This is a genomic window from Sphingobacterium sp. xlx-130, assembly GCF_011007405.1.
Classification (GTDB): Bacteria; Bacteroidota; Bacteroidia; order Sphingobacteriales; family Sphingobacteriaceae; genus Sphingobacterium; species Sphingobacterium luzhongxinii.
In genome coordinates this window covers 154665-171897 of record NZ_WFKN01000005.1, presented here as the reverse complement: position 1 = coordinate 171897, position 17233 = coordinate 154665, and the positions used below count along the sequence as shown (strand labels likewise).

Below are 17233 nucleotides of genomic sequence, written 5' to 3'. Positions count from 1 at the left end.
CTATGAATCTATATTTTTTGTAACATAGTCGTACAGGATAGGAGAACAAAATGTTTAGATTATTTACTTGTATTCTAGGTATAGGAGTATTAGCATCATGTGGTACTCAAAAACAAACTACCAACAAATTGACTTTGGAGAAGCAATTTGTTCAGGACGAATTGATGGATGCTGCAAAGCAGATTAAGTATTTAGCTTCCTCGGTGAAAGAAAGCGATATCCCTACCACATTTTCTAATGGTAAGCATGTAAACTGGGGTACAAGTTGGTGGTGCTCTGGTTTTTATCCAGGCACAGTGCTTTATTTGTATGAATATACCAAAGACCCAGAGTTGTTGAGCGAAGCCAAACGAAAACTGAAATATTTGGAAAAGGAAAAAAACAATACAACGACACACGATCTAGGCTTTATGTTGTACTGTAGTTTTGGGAATGCTCTTCGTATTACAGGAGATTCAACAGCGTACAAAAATATCTTGATCAAGGGTGCTGAGTCATTGTCTACCCGTTACAAAGATGTGACTAAGACCATCCGCTCCTGGGATGGAGGAAAGAATTGGGATGGTCAACCTTGGACATACCCTGTTATTATAGATAATATGATGAATCTCGAGTTTTTGACGCAAGCGTCGAAAATAAGTGGGAACAAGAAATTCTACGACATAGCGGTGACTCACGCGAACACAACGATAAAAAATCATTTTAGAAAAGATTATAGCTCTTATCACGTAGTCGATTATAACGACAAGACGGGAGGCATCATTGGTAAAAAGACGGCACAAGGAGCCTTTGATGAATCAGCTTGGTCAAGAGGACAATCTTGGGCTTTATACGGATACTTGACAATGTATCGTGATACGAATGATAAAAAATATTTAGAGTTGGCGCGTAATATAGCCCAGTTTTATATTAATCATCCTAATCTTCCTGGCGACTTGATACCTTATTGGGATATGGATCAAAATAAACTGACACAAGATAGTAAATATTATAGCCAGAGAGATTTGAGGGATGTATCTACGGCTTCAATAATGGCGTCTGCATTCTTGGAGTTATCATTATATGTAAATAAAAAAGAAAGTCATTTTTATATTGCTAAAGCAGAAAAGATGTTACAAAGTCTGTCTTCAAAACCTTACAAGGCCGATTATAAAGAAGCAGGAGGTTATATCTTAAAACATAGTGTGGGTTCTATCCCCCATAAGACAGAGGTCGATGTTCCCCTTACTTACGCGGATTATTATTACGTAGAGGCCTTGATTCGCTATATGCGCATGCTCGATGGGGAAGACGTCATCAAACAGTAAATTCAGATTTCAGCTTGCATGAAAAGAATTCCCCTTCTATTGCTTTTGATCGGGCTATTGGTAAGTTCGTTGTCTGTTTTAGGTGCTGTGTCTGTATTGAGTCAAGGACAGCTTATTATGATGAAGTCGTCTGAAAATCGCGAGACTGCGGTTTATGACAAAATCATGTATAATGTCCAGGAGATGCTCTATGCCGAAGCCGACAACTTGGAAACGATAAGCAGTAATGCTCGGCATTATTTAGATCAGATCCGTAAAGATGGCTCTTGGAGCGATTTAATCTATACCGGGGATGTAGCTACCACGCATTTGGATCGATTAAAGACTATGGTCTTGGCTTATACCCATAACAAAAGTTCAATGTATGGGGGTGGCGCATTGCATGTTGCTATTGTTGATGCGTTAGCTTACTGGTATATTCAGGAACCGGATCACAGCAATTGGTTTTATGATCAGATTGCTTATCCGCAACGCATAGGGGAGATTTTGATATTGTTGCGTAACGGTAAGGAAAAGGTACCTGCGGTCTTGGAGTTTAAAACTATTTCGCGGATGGAACAGGTGGGTGGAGCGCCCGATCAGCGCGGCTCTCCAGGCACAGGGGCTAATAAGATGAATATAGCGATGCATTGGATTTATAGAGCTTGTCTGACCAGAGATAAAGCTGTGTTGGATAAAGGGGTGCAGCAGGCTTTTTATCCTTTAGCTTTAACGGTAGGCGAAGGCCTGCAACGGGATTACTCTTATTTGCAACATGGCCAACAAGTATATATCGGCGGGTATGGTTGGGATATTGTCAACGTAGCGACAAGGGTTGCCTTGTATATAGCAGATACACCTTATGGTCAAGGTGAGGATAATTTTAATAATCTGAGTCTATTTTTACGACAGACTTATTTGCGGGTTATACGTGGGCAATACTTTATGTTCAATGCGTTTGGTCGCGGTATTTCTCGACCTAATGGCGACAATCAGTCGGGCTTTGTTACATTGCTCAAAAGGATGAAAGTAATCGATAAAGCCAATTACATTATCTACGACGAGGCTATAGCTCGCTTGAACAACAGCCAGCCGGCCAGCTACGGTGTGCCGTCTGCCCACACTCATTTTTACCGCGCAGATTATACGTTGCACAGTAAACCCAGATATACATTTGAGTTGCGTATGGTATCGACCCGCACTTTGCGCAATGAAAATGGTAATGGTGAAAATATAAAAGGATACTTTCTCGCAGATGGAGCGACATCCATAGCGGTGAAGGGAACGGAATATCATACTATTTTTCCGACCTGGGATTGGTCTATGATACCCGGTACCAGCACACGAAGGGGGACAATGATAACGCCACAGCAGTGGGGGACACCAGGTACGACTACATTTGTAGGCGGAGTCTCGGATACACTACATGGTATAAGTGTATATGATCAGGATAGTAATGATACGAGAGCAAAGAAGGCCTGGTTCTTTTTTGGGAAGGAAATCGTTTGTCTAGGTGCTGAGATTCATACGACTGCGGGAGCAGAAGAAGTCGTGACTACGCTCAATCAAAGTTTATTGCAGAGCGATGTAATTACTTCGGAGAAGGGGCTTATCTGCAAGTACGGCGGTAACAATATTGAGTTGACTAATGTTGATAATCTGGATTGGGTGCTGCACGGCGATATAGGTTATGTATTGCCCGATGGTGGCAAGGTCGGACTTACTGCCAAGCCCCAGACGGGGACTTGGTCTTCCATTAATAAAGGGGGATCGGTGGATAGTGTGACCAACGACGTTTTTACACTTTGGTTGAACCACGGTGTATCGCCAAGTAATGCCTGTTATGCGTATATCGTTGTGCCCGGGATTAAGGGGGAGGCTCAGATGAAAAGCTACGTGGGCAAAGGGAATATCGAGATACTGAAAAATGAAGCCACGATACAGGCAGTGAGGCATAAAGAGTCGGGTGTTTATGGATTTGTTTTTCACGATGCAGCTACGCATTTTACGAATGACACGATTCGTGTTGCGGTAAGCGATCCTTGTTTAATAATGGTTCAACCGCTAGCTAATGGAAAACTGAAATTGAATATTGCAGATCCGACTAAGGCGCTTTCACAACTTACTGTAAAAGTGCTTTGGCCAGGTTTAGCAGGTGACAAAGAGATAACTCTGCCTCTGCCTACTACAGCAGAGTCCGCAGGGAAATCGATTGTTTCTTTCCTAAATTAGGAGCTGTATAAGACTAGGGGGCCATAGTAAAAAAGGCTGCGGCGTACATGCTACGTCGCTTCATGCCTGTAGTAAATCTTAAAGTTGTACACCATTGTACCTTTGTTGTACAAGTATCTACTCCTGTTCCATAGCGTCTTGCTGTAGGAATAGCATTTTGACGTTTTATGTACCAAGTAACCCTTAGCTCTGTACGATTGATTCTTAATGTGTTACCGGTTTTTCACAAACTCATACAAGTAAAGGTTTAAGTCTATATAGCTTGTGCTTTCGCTACGTAACATGCGTTTAGAGAAACACAAATCAACCACAAACGATAACTAGTGCGCTTTATAGTTAATTGTGTGTGTCGCAAACTGTATACAGTTCCCTCCGTATTTATATGCGTACGGGACAAAGGAGGAGTAGTTTTTGGTCTATTTAGATCTTTTTATCAAGGAAGTGTGGTTTGTTGTCAATTTGCCACGTAGCGAGTGTATATTCTGGTCCGAGTACGGTAAATAGCTATGCTAGATTGCGACAAAATTGTAGCAGATTGATTTTTATTGTAGTCAGTTTCTCACATTCATGAATGACTTTATCTCACACTAGGACAAGAACACATTCATGTTACGTAGCATGGGTTTGCTATGTTGATCCAAATAGAGGTTGCAATCAAAAGGGAAGTAGTAAAGCAAAACGTTATTCCTTAAGCTATTGCAGCTAATTAAGTATAAGCGATAGCTACAAAATCAGAACAGCGCCTGAGAAATTGGGCGCTGTTCTGATTTTATAAAAACATAAGATATTTCTTTGTTCGTACTTATTATATTAAAACTTATAAGTAATACCAGCGCCTAAGATCTGTTTTACTTGAAGTCTAGCTCCAGTCCCAACTTCTACATTGTTTTCAAAAATTGGGATTTTCGTATTATCATCATAGACTAATTGGACACCCGCATTGACAGTGATGAATTTGTTAACCTTCATAAAAAGATTAGCCGTATAGTCGACATCAACATTTTGTGGTTTTTCCTTATAGTTCGAGTAAAGTTTAAATATGTTTTCAAACGATATATTTTCCATCAGATCTACTTTATAGTATGCATCTAAGGACGCACCGAATTCGAATCTCGATTTTTTGCCCTCCTCAAGACCATATGAGGTTTCGTCTATATCTTTGTTGGTCACAAAAACCAAACGTGCAGCAGCAGGAGAAACGTTTATTTTAAAGTTGTTCGATTCTTTAAATGCAATACCCGGACCAAAACTCAAGAAGGCTGGAGCAAATCCTGCAGACAAAAGTTTATCTGTACCATCGGTGTTGTACTTGTATCCTTTGGCAAACTGTGTATTAAAGTTTGTGAAGAAGGTATACAGTAATTTTTCACTGATTTGACGGCCAACTAAAGAACTGTAAACAAAGCGATCGTCATTCTTCCTCCAATCGGTTTCCTTTTGGAAAGTTTGACCGTAAGCTGCCAATACTTTATTATCCCAGCTCCATTTGTCTTTTTTGTAGTTGAGGTCGTAATTAAGTACAATATTTCCTGCAAACGAGTTTACTCCTCCGGCAGCCCAGTTCGAAAATGTACTTTGATTAATTAGAAAAGTGTTTTCGCCTTTGATTGTCCAGTTTTTTGTAGAGTCAGTTTGGGCCATTGCACAACTGAGGCTTAAAATCATTAGTGTTGTTGAAAGGAAAAAAGTTTTTTCATATGTGTATAATTTGATTTTCATCTGTTTAAATTATTTCATGATCCGCCAGCTGGCGAATCGGTTTGTCTTTCATAAAGTCTATTTTTTGTTAATAACAAAAATAGTTGAGTTTTGTTCGGTCTGTGACGGCAGGCATTCCCTTTTTTTAAAACGAAAGAAATAATAGGGGTCTGATCTTCAAAATAAAAAAAATAATACATTAACTATTTGATAGTTATAAAAAACTTTTTACCTTTGCAATCCCTTATTGGGGAAAGTATGTCTTGAGCGAAGCCCTACTGCTTCGATGGACTTTAATTAATTTAATATAAAAAATGTCAGGAATTATTGGTAAAAAAGTAGGAATGACCAGCCTGTTCAACGCTGATGGGAAGAATATCCCATGTACAGTAATCGAGGCTGGGCCGTGCGTGGTAACGCAGATACGTACGGTAGAGAAGGACGGTTATTCGGCAGTTCAGCTTGGCTATGATGATGCTAAGGAAAAGAACACGACGGCCCCTTTAAAAGGACACTTTGCAAAAGCAGGAGTGGCTCCTAAGCGTAAACTAGTTGAATTCAAAACTTTCGAGGATGAGAAGGGACTAGGAGACATCGTTGATGTAACTTTATTTGAAGAAGGAGAGTACGTAGATGTAGTCGGTACTTCTAAAGGTAAAGGTTTTCAAGGTGTAATGAAGCGTCATGGATTTGGTGGTGTAGGTGGTGCGACTCACGGTCAGCACAACAGATTGCGTGCCCCAGGTTCAATTGGTGCGGCTTCATGGCCTTCACGTGTATTCAAAGGAATGCGCATGGCAGGTCGTACAGGTGGTGACAGAGTGAAAGTTCAAAACTTACAGGTTTTGAAAGTTTACGCTGAGCAAAACCTAATCGTTGTTAGTGGTTCCATTCCAGGAGCTAAAGGTTCATATGTAATCGTAGACAAATAGTAGAGATGGAAGTTAACGTATTAAATTTATCAGGTAAAGAAACAGGTGCCAAGGTGCAACTTCCTGAATCGGTATTTGGTGTAACGCCAAACGACCATGCGATCTACTTAGATGTTAAGCAATACCTAGCGAATCAACGTCAAGGAACGCACAAGTCAAAACAACGTAATGAAATCGCGGGTTCTACGCGTAAATTACACAAACAAAAAGGTACTGGTGGTGCCCGTGCGGGTTCTATCAAATCTCCATTGTTTAATGGTGGTGGTCGTGTATTCGGTCCTCAACCTCGTGACTATAGCTTTAAATTGAATAAAAAATTGAAGCAACTAGCACGTAAATCAGCGTTGTCGTACAAAGCGCAAGAAAACAATGTTGTTGTTTTAGATGCAGTTAGTTTCGATACAATCAAAACTAAAAACTATGTGTCTTTAGTAAACGCATTAAATGTAGCTGACGAAAAAACACTTTTAGTGTTGCCAGCTTACGATAACAATGTTTATTTATCAAGCAGAAACTTGAAAAAAGCAAAAGTTGTAGTAGCTTCTGATTTAAATACATATGATGTATTAAATGCTACTAAATTATTGTTGACAGCAGATTCTGTTAAAACTTTGGAGGAAGCATTAGCTAAGTAATATGGAGATTATTAAAAAACCTATCTTAACTGAGAAAGCTTCATTGTTAACGGAAAAATTAAACCGTTATGCTTTCAAAGTAGATCATAGAGCAAACAAAATCCAGATTAAATCTGCTATCGAAGAGATGTTTGGTGTGACTGTAGTTGCAGTAAATACTTCTGTTGTAGCTGGAAAAGCAAAAAGCCGTTATACTAAAGCTGGCTTTGTATCTGGAAGAGCTCCTAAATATAAAAAGGCCGTCATTACAATTAAGGATGGTGAAACTATTGATTTTTACAGTGTTATATAAGTAAAGATGGCAGTTAAAAGATTCAAACCGGTTACCCCTGGTACTCGTTTCAGAGTAGGTGCTGACTATTCAGACGTTACAACTAACGTTCCTGAGAAATCATTAGTCGTAGGTATCAACAAGAAATCAGGTGGTCGTAATAAGTCCGGTAAAATGACTATGCGTTATCTCGGTGGGGGACATAAAAAAGTATACCGGATTATAGATTTCAAACGCGATAAAAAAGATATCCCTGCAACAGTAGCTACTATCGAGTACGACCCAAATCGTACAGCACGTATTGCTTTATTGCACTACGCAGATGGTGAAAAGCGTTACATTATTGCTCCAACAGGATTACAAGTTGGTCAAGTTATAGTAGCAGGCGAAAAAGTAGCCCCAGAAGTTGGTAATACATTACCATTAGCAAACATTCCATTGGGTTCTATCATCCACAACATCGAATTGAATCCTGGTCAAGGTGGTTCGATCGCTCGTTCGGCTGGTACGTATGCGCAATTGTCTGCTCGTGATGGTAAGTACGCTATTATCAAATTGCCTTCAGGTGAGACTCGTATGATCTTGTTGACTTGTGTTGCTACTATTGGTTCTGTTTCTAACGCAGAGCGTGCAAATCAAGTATTAGGTAAAGCAGGACGTAAGCGTCACTTAGGTCGTCGTCCTCGCGTTCGTGGTGTTGCTATGAACCCTGTCGATCACCCAATGGGTGGTGGTGAAGGCCGTACTTCCGGAGGTCACCCACGCTCACGTACAGGTGTGTTGGCTAAAGGTTACAAAACACGCTACAAGAAGAAAACATCGAATCGTTACATCATTGAAAGAAGGAAAAAATAATGGCTCGTTCAATTAAAAAAGGTCCTTATATCGATCACAACTTAGAAAGAAAAGTTCTTTCTCAGAATGAATCAAACAAAAAGTCAGTAATCAAAACCTGGTCTCGTAGATCAATGATTTCTCCTGATTTTGTTGGCCATACCTTCGCAGTGCACAACGGGAATAAATTTATCCCTGTTTATGTAACAGAAAATATGGTCGGTCATAAGCTTGGTGAATTTGCGCCTACGCGTACATTCAAAGGCCACGCAGAAAAGAAAAAATAATAGGTAATGGAAGCAACAAAAAAACTCAAAAAATCTGTCTTAATTAGACAGCGCAAAGAGCAGGAAAAAGCTCAAGTAGGAGGAGCTTCTACTGCCAAGTTATTGAATTGCCCTACTTCACCTCGTAAGATGCGTTTAGTAGTGGATCTTATCCGTGGCGAAAAAGTGGAGAACGCTCTTTATATTCTTAAGCATACAGGTAAAGAAGCTGCTGCTCGTGTTGAAAAATTGTTATTATCAGCAATTAAAAACTGGGAAGCTGCAAATGAAGGCTCTTCAGTAGCAGACAGCGCTTTGTTTGTGAAAGAAGTATCTGTAGGCGGTGGCCGTCAATTGAAAAGATTGCGTCCAGCTCCACAAGGTCGTGGATATAGAATCCGTAAGCGTTCTAACCATGTAACTTTGGTAGTAGATAGTTTAAATAAAGTTAACAACTAATTTATTATAAGAATGGGACAAAAAGCAAATCCAATAGGTAGCAGATTAGGTATCATCAAAGGATGGGACTCTAACTGGTTCGGCGGAAAAAACTATTCCGATAAATTAGTTGAGGACGAAAAAATCAGAAAGTACCTTTCTGTACGTATCGCTAAAGGCGGCGTAGCAAAAGTAGTTATCGAAAGAACTCTAAAGCGTGTTACGGTTACTATCCACACAGCACGTCCAGGAATCGTTATTGGTAAAGGTGGTCAAGAAGTTGACAAGATCAAAGAAGAGTTGAAAAAACTGACTAAAAAGGATGTTCAAATCAATATTTTCGAGATCAAACGCCCTGAGCTTGATGCTAAACTAGTAGCGGAAGGTGTAGCTAAGCAGTTAGAAGCACGTATTTCATTCCGTCGTGCAATGAAAACTTCTATCGCTTCTACTATGCGTATGGGAGCTGAGGGGATCAAGATCATGTGTTCAGGCCGTTTAGGTGGTGCTGAGATGGCACGTACGGAACAGTATAAAGAAGGAAGAACTCCTCTTCATACTTTACGTGCAGACATCGATTACGCATTAGCTGAAGCATTAACAACTTACGGAAAAATCGGTATCAAAGTATGGATCTGTAAAGGTGAAGTTTACGGTAAACGTGACTTATCTCCTAACATTGGTCAAACTTCGAACGTAAAAACTCGTGGTGGAAATGAAGGTGCTGCAGATCGTCGTGACAACCGTGGTGGTAATAACCGTGGTCCTCGTCGTGATAATAACAACAATCGTGGCGGAAACCGTGGCGGAAATAACCGCGGTGGAGCAGCAGCTAAAAGAGATTAATTAATAACAAGATTTAAAAGTGTCCCGTCGCTGACGGGACTTAAATAAAATACGAACATGTTACAGCCAAAAAGAACGAAGTTCAGAAAGATGCAGAAGGGCCGTATGAAAGGTAACGCTACGCGTGGTGCGGAGTTATCTTTTGGTTCTTTCGGTATCAAATCAATGGAAGAAGCATGGATCACCAGCCGTCAGATTGAGGCAGCTCGTATCGCCGTAACACGTTTCATGAAACGTGAAGGTCAAGTATGGATCCGTATCTTCCCTGATAAACCGGTTACTAAAAAGCCTGCAGAGGTACGTATGGGTAAAGGTAAAGGTGCTCCCGAGTATTGGGTAGCCGTAGTACGCCCAGGACGTATGTTATTCGAAGCTGAAGGTGTGCCTCTAGAGGTGGCAAAAGAAGCATTGCGTTTAGCAGCTCAAAAATTGCCGGTACAAACTAAGTTTGTTATACGTAGAGATTACGTTGAAGCATAAAAATCGTTGGTAATGTCAACCGTTTAAGCCTTGTGGCCGTTACCCACAAGGCTCAATATAAACATCGTTGAAAACCCAACACAACACTGAAAGAAAATGAAGAATTCAGAAATCGTAGAATTAACAACAGAAGCTTTAACAGCTAAACTCGTAGAAGAGAAAGCTGCTTTAAACAAGTTAAAATTTGCACACGCTGTTTCTGCTATTGAGAACCCTAACGTTCTTACTGCAGCTCGCAAAAATATCGCTCGTATCTCCACTGAGATTTCGAAACGTAAAAATGCAGCAAAATCTGAAACAGCCTCTGAGGCGTAAAATTTAAGTCGAAATGGAAAGAAATTTAAGAAAAACAAGAATCGGCTTAGTAGTTAGCGATAAGATGGACAAGTCTATCGTAGTAGCTGTAGAACGTAAAGTAAAACACCCTATCTACGGTAAGTTCGTTAAGAAAACTACTAAATTCAAAGCTCATGACGAAACAAATACCTGCGGTATCGGCGACACGGTATTAATTATGGAAACTCGTCCGCTGAGTAAAACAAAGAACTGGAGATTAGTTGAAATTTTAGAAAGAGCTAAATAACATGGTACAACAGGAATCAAGACTAAATGTAGCTGACAATAGCGGTGCTAAAGAAGTTTTAGTAATCCGTGTGTTGGGCGGTACGCGTAAGCGTTATGCATCAATCGGTGATAAAATTGTTGTTACCGTAAAAAGCGCTATCCCTTCAGGAAACGTTAAAAAAGGATCAGTATCTAAAGCTGTTGTCGTACGTACAAAAAAAGAAATCCGTCGTAAAGATGGTTCTTACATTCGTTTCGATGATAATGCGGCAGTATTGTTGAATAATAACGATGAACCACGTGGAACACGTATTTTCGGCCCAGTAGCTCGTGAATTACGTGAGAAGCAGTTTATGAAAATTGTATCACTAGCACCGGAGGTTTTATAATTATGGCTATTAAAAAAACAAAAACAACTCACAAAATCAAAATCAAAAAAGGTGATTTAGTGAAAGTTATCGCTGGTAACTCTAAAGGTGTTCAAGGAAAAGTATTGTCTATTTTAGTGGACGCTAATAGAGCTGTCGTTGAAGGCGCTAACATCGTTAAAAAACACACTAAACCAAGTGCAGCTAATCCTCAAGGTGGTATCATTGAGAAAGAAGCTGCTATCACTATCTCAAACTTAGCGTTGATCGACCCAAAAACTGGTAAGACTACTCGCGTAGGACGTAGAGTGAATGAAGATGGTAAAATAGTTCGTTACGCTAAAAAATCAGGGGAGGAAATTAAATAATGACTTACGTACCAAGATTAAAAGCAAAATATGCGGAAGAGATCCGCACTACGCTTAAAGAAAAATTCCAGTATAAGAGCGTTATGCAAGTTCCGAAGCTAGAGAAGATAGTAGTATCACAAGGTGTAGGAGCTGCTACAGCAGACAAGAAATTAATCGATAGCGCTATTGCTGAGTTATCAATGATAACTGGACAGCAAGCTGTTCCTACGAAATCGAAAAAAGATATATCAAACTTCAAACTTCGTAAAGGAATGCCTGTTGGTGCTCGCGTTACATTACGTGACAACAACATGTACGAATTCTTAGATCGTTTGATCGCTGTTTCTTTGCCACGTATCCGTGACTTCCGTGGAATCAATGATAAAGGATTTGACGGTAGAGGTAACTACAATTTAGGAGTAACAGAGCAGATCATCTTCCCTGAGATCAACATTGATAAAATCAACAAGATTACAGGTATGGATATCACTTTTGTGACTTCAGCTCAAAATGATATTGAAGCATTGGAGTTATTAAAACAATTCGGTTTACCATTCAAAAATCAAAACTCGAACAACAATGGCTAAGGAAGGATTAAAAGCACGCGAAGTAAAGCGTCAAAAATTGGTAGCTAAGTATGCAGCAAAACGTGCGGCTTTGAAAGAAGCTGGTGATTATGCTGGATTAGATAAATTACCAAAGAATGCTTCACCAGTTAGATTACACAATCGTTGTAAATTAACAGGACGTCCTAAAGGATATATGCGTCAGTTCGGCATCTCTCGTGTTACATTTCGCGAGATGGCTTTAGACGGAAAAATCCCGGGAGTTACAAAAGCTTCTTGGTAAGGTTTAAAAAAATACTTACTTTTGCCCGGATAAATCCTTTTTAAGGATTTATCGGGTTTTTTGTATTGCAAATTTTATTTACAGATAGTAGGTCGTCTCCCGAAAGTCGGGATTTGAAACCATTATCACAATTTATATTACATAATGAATACAGATCCAATAGCGGATTACCTTACACGAGTAAGGAATGCCATTAAGGCCAACCATAGGGTTGTTGAAATTCCTGCATCGAACCTTAAAAAAGAAATTACTAAAGTTCTTTTTGACAAAGGTTACATTGCTAATTACAAATTCGTAGAAGAAGGACCTCAGGGTTCTATCAAAATTGCGTTGAAGTATAACCCAATTAGCAAAGTACCGGCTATTCGCACATTGACACGTGTGAGTAAACCTGGTTTAAGAAAGTATGCAAGTGTTGAAAACATGCCTCGCGTTTTGAACGGTTTGGGTATTGCTGTCTTGTCAACTTCTAAAGGAGTAATGACAGATAAAGAAGCCCGCTTACAGAATGTTGGTGGTGAAGTTTTATGTTACGTTTATTAATCTAGGAAAAAACACACAAAGACATGTCAAGAATTGGAAAAGCACCTATCGCTATTCCTTCGGGAGTATCGATTTCTGTATCAGATAAGAATCTGGTAACAGTAAAAGGTCCTAAAGGTGAATTAACTCAGAAAGTAGATAGCGACATCTCTGTTAAGGAAGAAGATGGAAACATCGTCGTATCTCGCCCTACTGAGCAGAAAAAACACAAAGCATTACACGGGTTATACCGCGCATTAATCCAGAATATGGTTGTGGGTGTAACAGAAGGTTATAAAACTACACAAGAATTAGTCGGTGTTGGTTACCGTGCTTCAAGCAATGGTAACACATTGGAGTTGACTTTAGGTTTCTCTCACCCGATTGTTTTCGTATTGCCACAGGAAGTTAAAGTTACAACAACTGCTGAAAAGGGTAAAAACCCTACTATCACTTTGGAATCGACAGACAAACAATTAATCGGACAAATTGCTGCAAAAATCCGTGGCTTCCGTAAACCAGAACCGTACAAAGGTAAAGGTGTTAAGTTTGTAGGTGAAGTATTAAGAAGAAAAGCAGGTAAATCAGCTAAAAAATAATAACCATGGCAGGAATTAAAACATCTCGCAGAGAGCGAATTAAAAAAGGAATAAGAAAACACCTGACTGGATCTACTGAACGTCCTCGTTTGTCTGTTTTCAGATCGAATAAAGGTATTTATGCACAAGTTATCGATGATACTACAGGTAAAACTTTGGTGTCAGCTTCAAGCTTAGCAAAAGACTTTGTAGCTTCTGGAAATAAAGTAGAGCAATCTAAAGCTGTTGGTAAATTGGTAGCTGAGAAAGCTGTGGCAGCAGGTATTAGTAAAGTAGTTTTTGACCGTAATGGGTACTTATATCACGGCCGTGTGAAATCATTGGCAGAGGGTGCTCGCGAAGGCGGTTTAGACTTTTAATTGATAGAAAAAATGGCATTAAGCAATATTAAAAGAGTAAAATCAAGCGAGATTGAATTGAAAGATCGCTTAGTAAGCATCCAGCGTGTAGCGAAAGTAACTAAAGGTGGTCGTACTTTCAGTTTTTCTGCTATTGTAGTCGTTGGTGACGAAAACGGTATCGTTGGTTTCGGTTTAGGAAAAGCTAAAGAGGTAACTGAGGCTATCACTAAAGGTATCGATGATGCAAAGAAAAACTTGGTGAAAGTTCCAATTATTAAAGGAACTGTTCCTCATGAGCAATACGGTAAATTTTCAGGTGGTTCAGTATTGATTAAACCAGCTGTAGGTGGTACAGGAGTATTAGCAGGTGGCGCAATGCGTGCTGTATTAGAATCTGCTGGTATCAAAGACGTATTAGCAAAATCTTTAGGATCATCAAACCCGCACAACGTGGTAAAAGCAACAATTGATGCTTTAGCTAATATGCGTGATGCATATACAGTGGCTCAACACCGCGGTGTCGATTTAAATAAAGTATTTAACGGTTAATTATCATGGCAAAAATTAAAATCACCCAGATAAAGAGCGTTATCGACAGAAGCGAGCGCCAGAAGAAAACTATTGAGGCTTTAGGGTTGAAGAAAATCAACCACTCGGTAGAAGTAGAGGCTACACCGGCTATTATCGGTATGGTTCGTAAAGTGAACCACTTAGTGGCTATTGAGACTATCTAAAAACAGTACTATGGAAAGAATTTCGGTTCTTTCCATCAGTTGTTTATAATTTAATTGTTAATCGTTGTGACCTGTTTAGTGAAAGCGAAGGCACAACATAATCTTAGTTTAAAATGAACTTAAGTAATTTAAGACCAGCAGTTGGTTCAACAAAAAGCAGAAAACGTATAGGCCGTGGTCAAGGTTCTGGTCGTGGCGGCACATCTACGCGCGGTCACAAAGGTGCTGGATCTCGTTCTGGTCACTCTACAAAAATCGGTTTTGAAGGTGGTCAGATGCCTTTACAACGCCGTGTGCCTAAGTTTGGATTCAAAAATGCAAACCGTGTTGAATACAATGGTGTAAACTTAGATGTTCTACAAAGTTTAGTAGAAAAATACAACCTTACTGTAGTTGATTTCGATACATTGAAAGAGCATGGTTTAGTTTCTAAAAATGACTTAGTAAAAGTTTTAGGTCGTGGAGAATTTAGTGCTAAAGTCGAGGTTAAAGCACATGCATTTTCAGCTTCAGCTCAGAAAGCTATCGAAGCTGCAGGTGGTTCCATCGTAAAACTTTAATACATGAAGAAACTAATCACAACCTTAACCAATATATGGAAAATTGAAGATTTACGCAATCGTATCGTAAATACGTTGTTATTTCTTCTCATTTATCGTATTGGATGTCACGTGGTATTGCCAGGTGTTAATCCAGATGCATTAGCTACAGGGCAAAAAGAAGGTCTTCTTGGACTTTTAGATATGTTTGCTGGAGGTTCATTCTCTAGATCAGCTATCTTTGCTTTAGGCGTAATGCCTTATATTTCTGCATCAATCGTTGTACAATTATTGGGGATTGCTGTTCCTGCGTTTCAGAAAATGCAAAAAGAAGGTGAGTCTGGACGTAAAAAGATGACTCAGATAACTCGTTATTTGACATTAGCTATCACATTGGTGCAAGCTATCGCTTACGTTAAGACACAAATCGAACCGGCTGCAAAAACTATTGCAGACCCTATGTTCACTATTCTTGCTGCTATTGTTTTGACTGCAGGTACATTGTTTGTGATGTGGTTGGGTGAGAAAATCACCGATAAGGGTATTGGAAATGGTATTTCTTTAATCATTATGGCTGGTATTATCGCGCAGTTGCCAGGCGGTGCCGTGGCTGAGTGGGCTTCGAGAATGAGTCCTAGCGGTGGTGGTATCATCCCTATTTTGATCGAAGCTATTGCGCTATTCTTTATAGTGATCTTTACTATATTGATTGTTCAAGGAGTACGTAAAATACCAGTGCAGTACGCTAAAAAGATAGTTGGGAATAAGCAAGTGGGAGGTGTGCGCCAGTATATACCTTTAAAGGTAAATGCGGCTGGTGTTATGCCAATTATTTTCGCTCAGGCGATTATGTTTTTACCAATGTCCTTAGCACAGTTCTTCCCAAATCTTCAATCCGATTTCTTAACATCGTTGACGAATTTTACATCAGTGGCTTATAATGTGACGTTTGCAGTATTAATTATTGCCTTTACGTTCTTTTATACAGCTATCATGGTAAATCCTCAACAGATGTCTGAGGATATGAAGAAAAATGGAGGTTTTGTACCAGGGATTAAACCGGGATATGATACGAATTTGTTTATAGACAATGTAATCTCTCGTATCACTTTTCCAGGTGCGGTTTTTTTAGCAATCATTGCTATTATGCCAGCTATAGCTAGTGCCGCTGGTGTGAATAATCAATTCGCACATTTTTATGGAGGTACGTCACTTTTGATTTTGGTGGGTGTAGTATTGGATACCCTTCAGCAGATCGAGTCTCATCTATTGATGCGTCATTATGATGGTTTGATGAAAACAGGACGTGTTAAAGGACGTTCGGCTGTAGGTGTTGAAGGATATGATCAATCTGCTATTTAATATCTTTAGATGTCTAAAGTAATTTATAAAACAGAAGAACAAATTGAGCAAGTGCGAGAGTCTGCAAATGTACTCTCGCGCTTACTTGCTGAAATAGCCAAAGTTATCACTCCGGGGATTACTACATTATCCCTTGATAAATTAGCTTATGATTTTATTCACGATAATGGAGGTACTCCAGCTTTCTTGAATTATCATGGTTTTCCTTTTTCTTTATGTATTTCAGTTAATGATCAGATAGTACACGGTTTTCCAAGTGACTATGAGATTAAAGACGGGGACCTAGTTTCCGTAGACGGAGGTGTTAACTTAAACGGTTTCATTTCTGATTCTGCATATACATTTGGAGTGGGCGAAATTTCGCAGGAAGCTCAGCAATTGTTGGACGTTACTAAAGCATCCCTTTATAAAGGGGTAGAGCAGGCAGTTGCGGGTAAAAGAGTAGGAGATATTTCATCAGCGATTCAAGAATATGTTCAACCTTATAATTTTGGAATTGTAAGAGAGTTGGTAGGTCATGGCGTAGGATTACATTTACATGAAAAACCAGAAGTTCCAAATTACGGTAAGCGCGGTTCTGGACCAAAGTTGGAGCCTGGATTAGTGATCTGTATCGAACCAATGATAAATGCCGGTAAAGCTGGTGTTAAATTTTGGGACGATGGATGGACTGTCAGTACCATCGATGGCAAACTTTCTGCTCATTTTGAACAAATGGTAGCTATAAGAAAGGGAGAACCCGATGTGCTATTGAATTTTGATGAAGTAGAGAAAGTTTTGAATAAAAAGTAGTTAGCTTTCAATATTTTTATTTATCTTTGCACTCCTGTTGGTGCAGGCTATACAAACGTTAATTAGTAATTGATATATGGCTAAACAAGCCTCGATAGAACAAGACGGTGTTATCAAAGAAGCATTATCTAATGCGATGTTCAGGGTAGAGTTAGAAAATGGGCATGAAATTATTGCACACATTTCTGGTAAAATGCGTATGCATTACATTAAAATTCTACCTGGAGACAAAGTTAAATTGGAAATGTCTCCTTATGATTTAACTAAAGGAAGGATAACATATCGTTATAAATAA

General features: G+C 39.4%; 26 protein-coding genes. 25 read left to right on the top strand and 1 reads right to left on the bottom strand.

Annotated features, from left to right (window positions below):
* Positions 1-50 precede the first annotated feature (50 nt).
* Entirely contained in the window at positions 51-1307 is a 1257-nt protein-coding gene (locus G7B18_RS09575; protein ID WP_164109417.1) for a glycoside hydrolase family 88 protein, read from the top strand.
* An 18-nt stretch (positions 1308-1325) separates the two neighbouring features.
* Positions 1326-3518, top strand: a complete 2193-nt coding sequence (locus G7B18_RS09570) for a polysaccharide lyase 8 family protein (protein WP_164109415.1) — start codon at positions 1326-1328, stop codon at positions 3516-3518.
* Between the two features lie 810 nt (positions 3519-4328).
* On the opposite strand, the gene G7B18_RS09565 is transcribed toward G7B18_RS09570, so the two are convergent.
* Positions 4329-5237, bottom strand: a complete 909-nt coding sequence (locus G7B18_RS09565) for a DUF3078 domain-containing protein (protein ID WP_240452820.1) — start codon at positions 5235-5237, stop codon at positions 4329-4331.
* Between the two features lie 293 nt (positions 5238-5530).
* On the opposite strand from G7B18_RS09565, the gene rplC reads away from it, so the two are divergent.
* The 23 genes from rplC (at position 5531) to infA (ending at position 17233) form a co-directional block, all read left to right on the top strand.
* A complete protein-coding gene (gene rplC, locus G7B18_RS09560) occupies positions 5531-6148 on the top strand; it encodes a 50S ribosomal protein L3 (protein ID WP_079643261.1) in 618 nt (205 codons plus the stop codon).
* A 5-nt stretch (positions 6149-6153) separates the two neighbouring features.
* A complete protein-coding gene (gene rplD / locus G7B18_RS09555) occupies positions 6154-6783 on the top strand; it encodes a 50S ribosomal protein L4 (RefSeq protein WP_079643262.1) in 630 nt (209 codons plus the stop codon).
* A 1-nt stretch (position 6784) separates the two neighbouring features.
* A complete protein-coding gene (gene rplW, locus G7B18_RS09550) occupies positions 6785-7075 on the top strand; it encodes a 50S ribosomal protein L23 (RefSeq protein ID WP_164109413.1) in 291 nt (96 codons plus the stop codon).
* Between the two features lie 6 nt (positions 7076-7081).
* Complete coding sequence (gene rplB / locus G7B18_RS09545) at positions 7082-7909, top strand: 50S ribosomal protein L2 (protein WP_079643264.1); 828 nt, start codon at positions 7082-7084, stop codon at positions 7907-7909.
* Positions 7909-8175: a 30S ribosomal protein S19 gene (gene rpsS, locus G7B18_RS09540; protein WP_021071214.1), complete on the top strand. Its 267-nt coding sequence runs from the start codon at positions 7909-7911 to the stop codon at positions 8173-8175. The genes rplB and rpsS overlap by 1 nt, the downstream gene beginning before the upstream one ends.
* A 6-nt stretch (positions 8176-8181) precedes the next feature.
* Positions 8182-8613, top strand: coding sequence for a 50S ribosomal protein L22 (gene rplV, locus G7B18_RS09535; protein ID WP_079643265.1), 432 nt, complete (start codon positions 8182-8184; stop codon positions 8611-8613).
* A 12-nt stretch (positions 8614-8625) separates the two neighbouring features.
* On the top strand, positions 8626-9438 hold the full coding sequence (rpsC, locus tag G7B18_RS09530) for a 30S ribosomal protein S3 (RefSeq protein ID WP_079643266.1): 813 nt from the start codon (positions 8626-8628) through the stop codon (positions 9436-9438).
* Between the two features lie 57 nt (positions 9439-9495).
* Positions 9496-9918, top strand: a complete 423-nt coding sequence (gene rplP, locus G7B18_RS09525) for a 50S ribosomal protein L16 (RefSeq protein WP_079643267.1) — start codon at positions 9496-9498, stop codon at positions 9916-9918.
* 96 nt (positions 9919-10014) lie between these two features.
* Positions 10015-10233: a 50S ribosomal protein L29 gene (rpmC, locus tag G7B18_RS09520; RefSeq protein ID WP_021071218.1), complete on the top strand. Its 219-nt coding sequence runs from the start codon at positions 10015-10017 to the stop codon at positions 10231-10233.
* 13 nt (positions 10234-10246) lie between these two features.
* Positions 10247-10501: a 30S ribosomal protein S17 gene (gene rpsQ, locus G7B18_RS09515; RefSeq protein WP_021071219.1), complete on the top strand. Its 255-nt coding sequence runs from the start codon at positions 10247-10249 to the stop codon at positions 10499-10501.
* 1 nt (position 10502) lies between these two features.
* Positions 10503-10871 carry a 50S ribosomal protein L14 gene (gene rplN / locus G7B18_RS09510; protein WP_037498951.1) on the top strand — a complete coding sequence of 123 codons (369 nt, stop codon included), beginning with the start codon at positions 10503-10505 and terminating at the stop codon, positions 10869-10871.
* Positions 10872-10873: 2 nt separating this feature from the next.
* Positions 10874-11218, top strand: a complete 345-nt coding sequence (gene rplX / locus G7B18_RS09505; RefSeq protein ID WP_164109408.1) for a 50S ribosomal protein L24 — start codon at positions 10874-10876, stop codon at positions 11216-11218.
* On the top strand, positions 11218-11787 hold the full coding sequence (gene rplE / locus G7B18_RS09500) for a 50S ribosomal protein L5 (RefSeq protein WP_164109406.1): 570 nt from the start codon (positions 11218-11220) through the stop codon (positions 11785-11787). Before rplX ends, rplE begins: the two co-directional genes overlap by 1 nt.
* A complete protein-coding gene (gene rpsN / locus G7B18_RS09495; protein WP_079643270.1) occupies positions 11780-12049 on the top strand; it encodes a 30S ribosomal protein S14 in 270 nt (89 codons plus the stop codon). The genes rplE and rpsN overlap by 8 nt, the downstream gene beginning before the upstream one ends.
* A 141-nt stretch (positions 12050-12190) precedes the next feature.
* On the top strand, positions 12191-12592 hold the full coding sequence (gene rpsH / locus G7B18_RS09490; protein WP_235049518.1) for a 30S ribosomal protein S8: 402 nt from the start codon (positions 12191-12193) through the stop codon (positions 12590-12592).
* 23 nt (positions 12593-12615) lie between these two features.
* Positions 12616-13170: a 50S ribosomal protein L6 gene (rplF, locus tag G7B18_RS09485; protein WP_164109404.1), complete on the top strand. Its 555-nt coding sequence runs from the start codon at positions 12616-12618 to the stop codon at positions 13168-13170.
* A gap of 5 nt (positions 13171-13175) precedes the next feature.
* Positions 13176-13529 (top strand): 50S ribosomal protein L18, encoded by a 354-nt coding sequence (gene rplR / locus G7B18_RS09480; protein WP_164109403.1) that lies wholly within the window; start codon positions 13176-13178, stop codon positions 13527-13529.
* Positions 13530-13541: 12 nt separating this feature from the next.
* Positions 13542-14060: a 30S ribosomal protein S5 gene (gene rpsE, locus G7B18_RS09475; RefSeq protein WP_079643273.1), complete on the top strand. Its 519-nt coding sequence runs from the start codon at positions 13542-13544 to the stop codon at positions 14058-14060.
* A gap of 5 nt (positions 14061-14065) precedes the next feature.
* The gene (rpmD, locus tag G7B18_RS09470) at positions 14066-14245 is read left to right on the top strand and encodes a 50S ribosomal protein L30 (RefSeq protein WP_021071227.1); all 180 of its coding nucleotides are present in this window, start codon (positions 14066-14068) and stop codon (positions 14243-14245) included.
* A gap of 113 nt (positions 14246-14358) precedes the next feature.
* Positions 14359-14805 (top strand): 50S ribosomal protein L15, encoded by a 447-nt coding sequence (gene rplO, locus G7B18_RS09465; RefSeq protein WP_133585688.1) that lies wholly within the window; start codon positions 14359-14361, stop codon positions 14803-14805.
* A 3-nt stretch (positions 14806-14808) separates the two neighbouring features.
* Positions 14809-16146, top strand: coding sequence for a preprotein translocase subunit SecY (secY, locus tag G7B18_RS09460; RefSeq protein ID WP_164109400.1), 1338 nt, complete (start codon positions 14809-14811; stop codon positions 16144-16146).
* Between the two features lie 9 nt (positions 16147-16155).
* Positions 16156-16938 (top strand): type I methionyl aminopeptidase, encoded by a 783-nt coding sequence (gene map, locus G7B18_RS09455; protein ID WP_164109398.1) that lies wholly within the window; start codon positions 16156-16158, stop codon positions 16936-16938.
* Positions 16939-17014: 76 nt separating this feature from the next.
* Positions 17015-17233: a translation initiation factor IF-1 gene (infA, locus tag G7B18_RS09450; RefSeq protein WP_079643278.1), complete on the top strand. Its 219-nt coding sequence runs from the start codon at positions 17015-17017 to the stop codon at positions 17231-17233.

Coding starts and splice junctions, on each gene's coding strand:
- G7B18_RS09575 (WP_164109417.1), top strand. CDS start 51: ATGTTTAGATTATTTACTTGTATTCTAGGTATAGGAGTATTAGCATCA.
- G7B18_RS09570 (WP_164109415.1), top strand. CDS start 1,326: ATGAAAAGAATTCCCCTTCTATTGCTTTTGATCGGGCTATTGGTAAGT.
- G7B18_RS09565 (WP_240452820.1), bottom strand. CDS start 5,237: ATGAAAATCAAATTATACACATATGAAAAAACTTTTTTCCTTTCAACA.
- rplC (WP_079643261.1), top strand. CDS start 5,531: ATGTCAGGAATTATTGGTAAAAAAGTAGGAATGACCAGCCTGTTCAAC.
- rplD (WP_079643262.1), top strand. CDS start 6,154: ATGGAAGTTAACGTATTAAATTTATCAGGTAAAGAAACAGGTGCCAAG.
- rplW (WP_164109413.1), top strand. CDS start 6,785: ATGGAGATTATTAAAAAACCTATCTTAACTGAGAAAGCTTCATTGTTA.
- rplB (WP_079643264.1), top strand. CDS start 7,082: ATGGCAGTTAAAAGATTCAAACCGGTTACCCCTGGTACTCGTTTCAGA.
- rpsS (WP_021071214.1), top strand. CDS start 7,909: ATGGCTCGTTCAATTAAAAAAGGTCCTTATATCGATCACAACTTAGAA.
- rplV (WP_079643265.1), top strand. CDS start 8,182: ATGGAAGCAACAAAAAAACTCAAAAAATCTGTCTTAATTAGACAGCGC.
- rpsC (WP_079643266.1), top strand. CDS start 8,626: ATGGGACAAAAAGCAAATCCAATAGGTAGCAGATTAGGTATCATCAAA.
- rplP (WP_079643267.1), top strand. CDS start 9,496: ATGTTACAGCCAAAAAGAACGAAGTTCAGAAAGATGCAGAAGGGCCGT.
- rpmC (WP_021071218.1), top strand. CDS start 10,015: ATGAAGAATTCAGAAATCGTAGAATTAACAACAGAAGCTTTAACAGCT.
- rpsQ (WP_021071219.1), top strand. CDS start 10,247: ATGGAAAGAAATTTAAGAAAAACAAGAATCGGCTTAGTAGTTAGCGAT.
- rplN (WP_037498951.1), top strand. CDS start 10,503: ATGGTACAACAGGAATCAAGACTAAATGTAGCTGACAATAGCGGTGCT.
- rplX (WP_164109408.1), top strand. CDS start 10,874: ATGGCTATTAAAAAAACAAAAACAACTCACAAAATCAAAATCAAAAAA.
- rplE (WP_164109406.1), top strand. CDS start 11,218: ATGACTTACGTACCAAGATTAAAAGCAAAATATGCGGAAGAGATCCGC.
- rpsN (WP_079643270.1), top strand. CDS start 11,780: ATGGCTAAGGAAGGATTAAAAGCACGCGAAGTAAAGCGTCAAAAATTG.
- rplF (WP_164109404.1), top strand. CDS start 12,616: ATGTCAAGAATTGGAAAAGCACCTATCGCTATTCCTTCGGGAGTATCG.
- rplR (WP_164109403.1), top strand. CDS start 13,176: ATGGCAGGAATTAAAACATCTCGCAGAGAGCGAATTAAAAAAGGAATA.
- rpsE (WP_079643273.1), top strand. CDS start 13,542: ATGGCATTAAGCAATATTAAAAGAGTAAAATCAAGCGAGATTGAATTG.
- rpmD (WP_021071227.1), top strand. CDS start 14,066: ATGGCAAAAATTAAAATCACCCAGATAAAGAGCGTTATCGACAGAAGC.
- rplO (WP_133585688.1), top strand. CDS start 14,359: ATGAACTTAAGTAATTTAAGACCAGCAGTTGGTTCAACAAAAAGCAGA.
- secY (WP_164109400.1), top strand. CDS start 14,809: ATGAAGAAACTAATCACAACCTTAACCAATATATGGAAAATTGAAGAT.
- map (WP_164109398.1), top strand. CDS start 16,156: ATGTCTAAAGTAATTTATAAAACAGAAGAACAAATTGAGCAAGTGCGA.
- infA (WP_079643278.1), top strand. CDS start 17,015: ATGGCTAAACAAGCCTCGATAGAACAAGACGGTGTTATCAAAGAAGCA.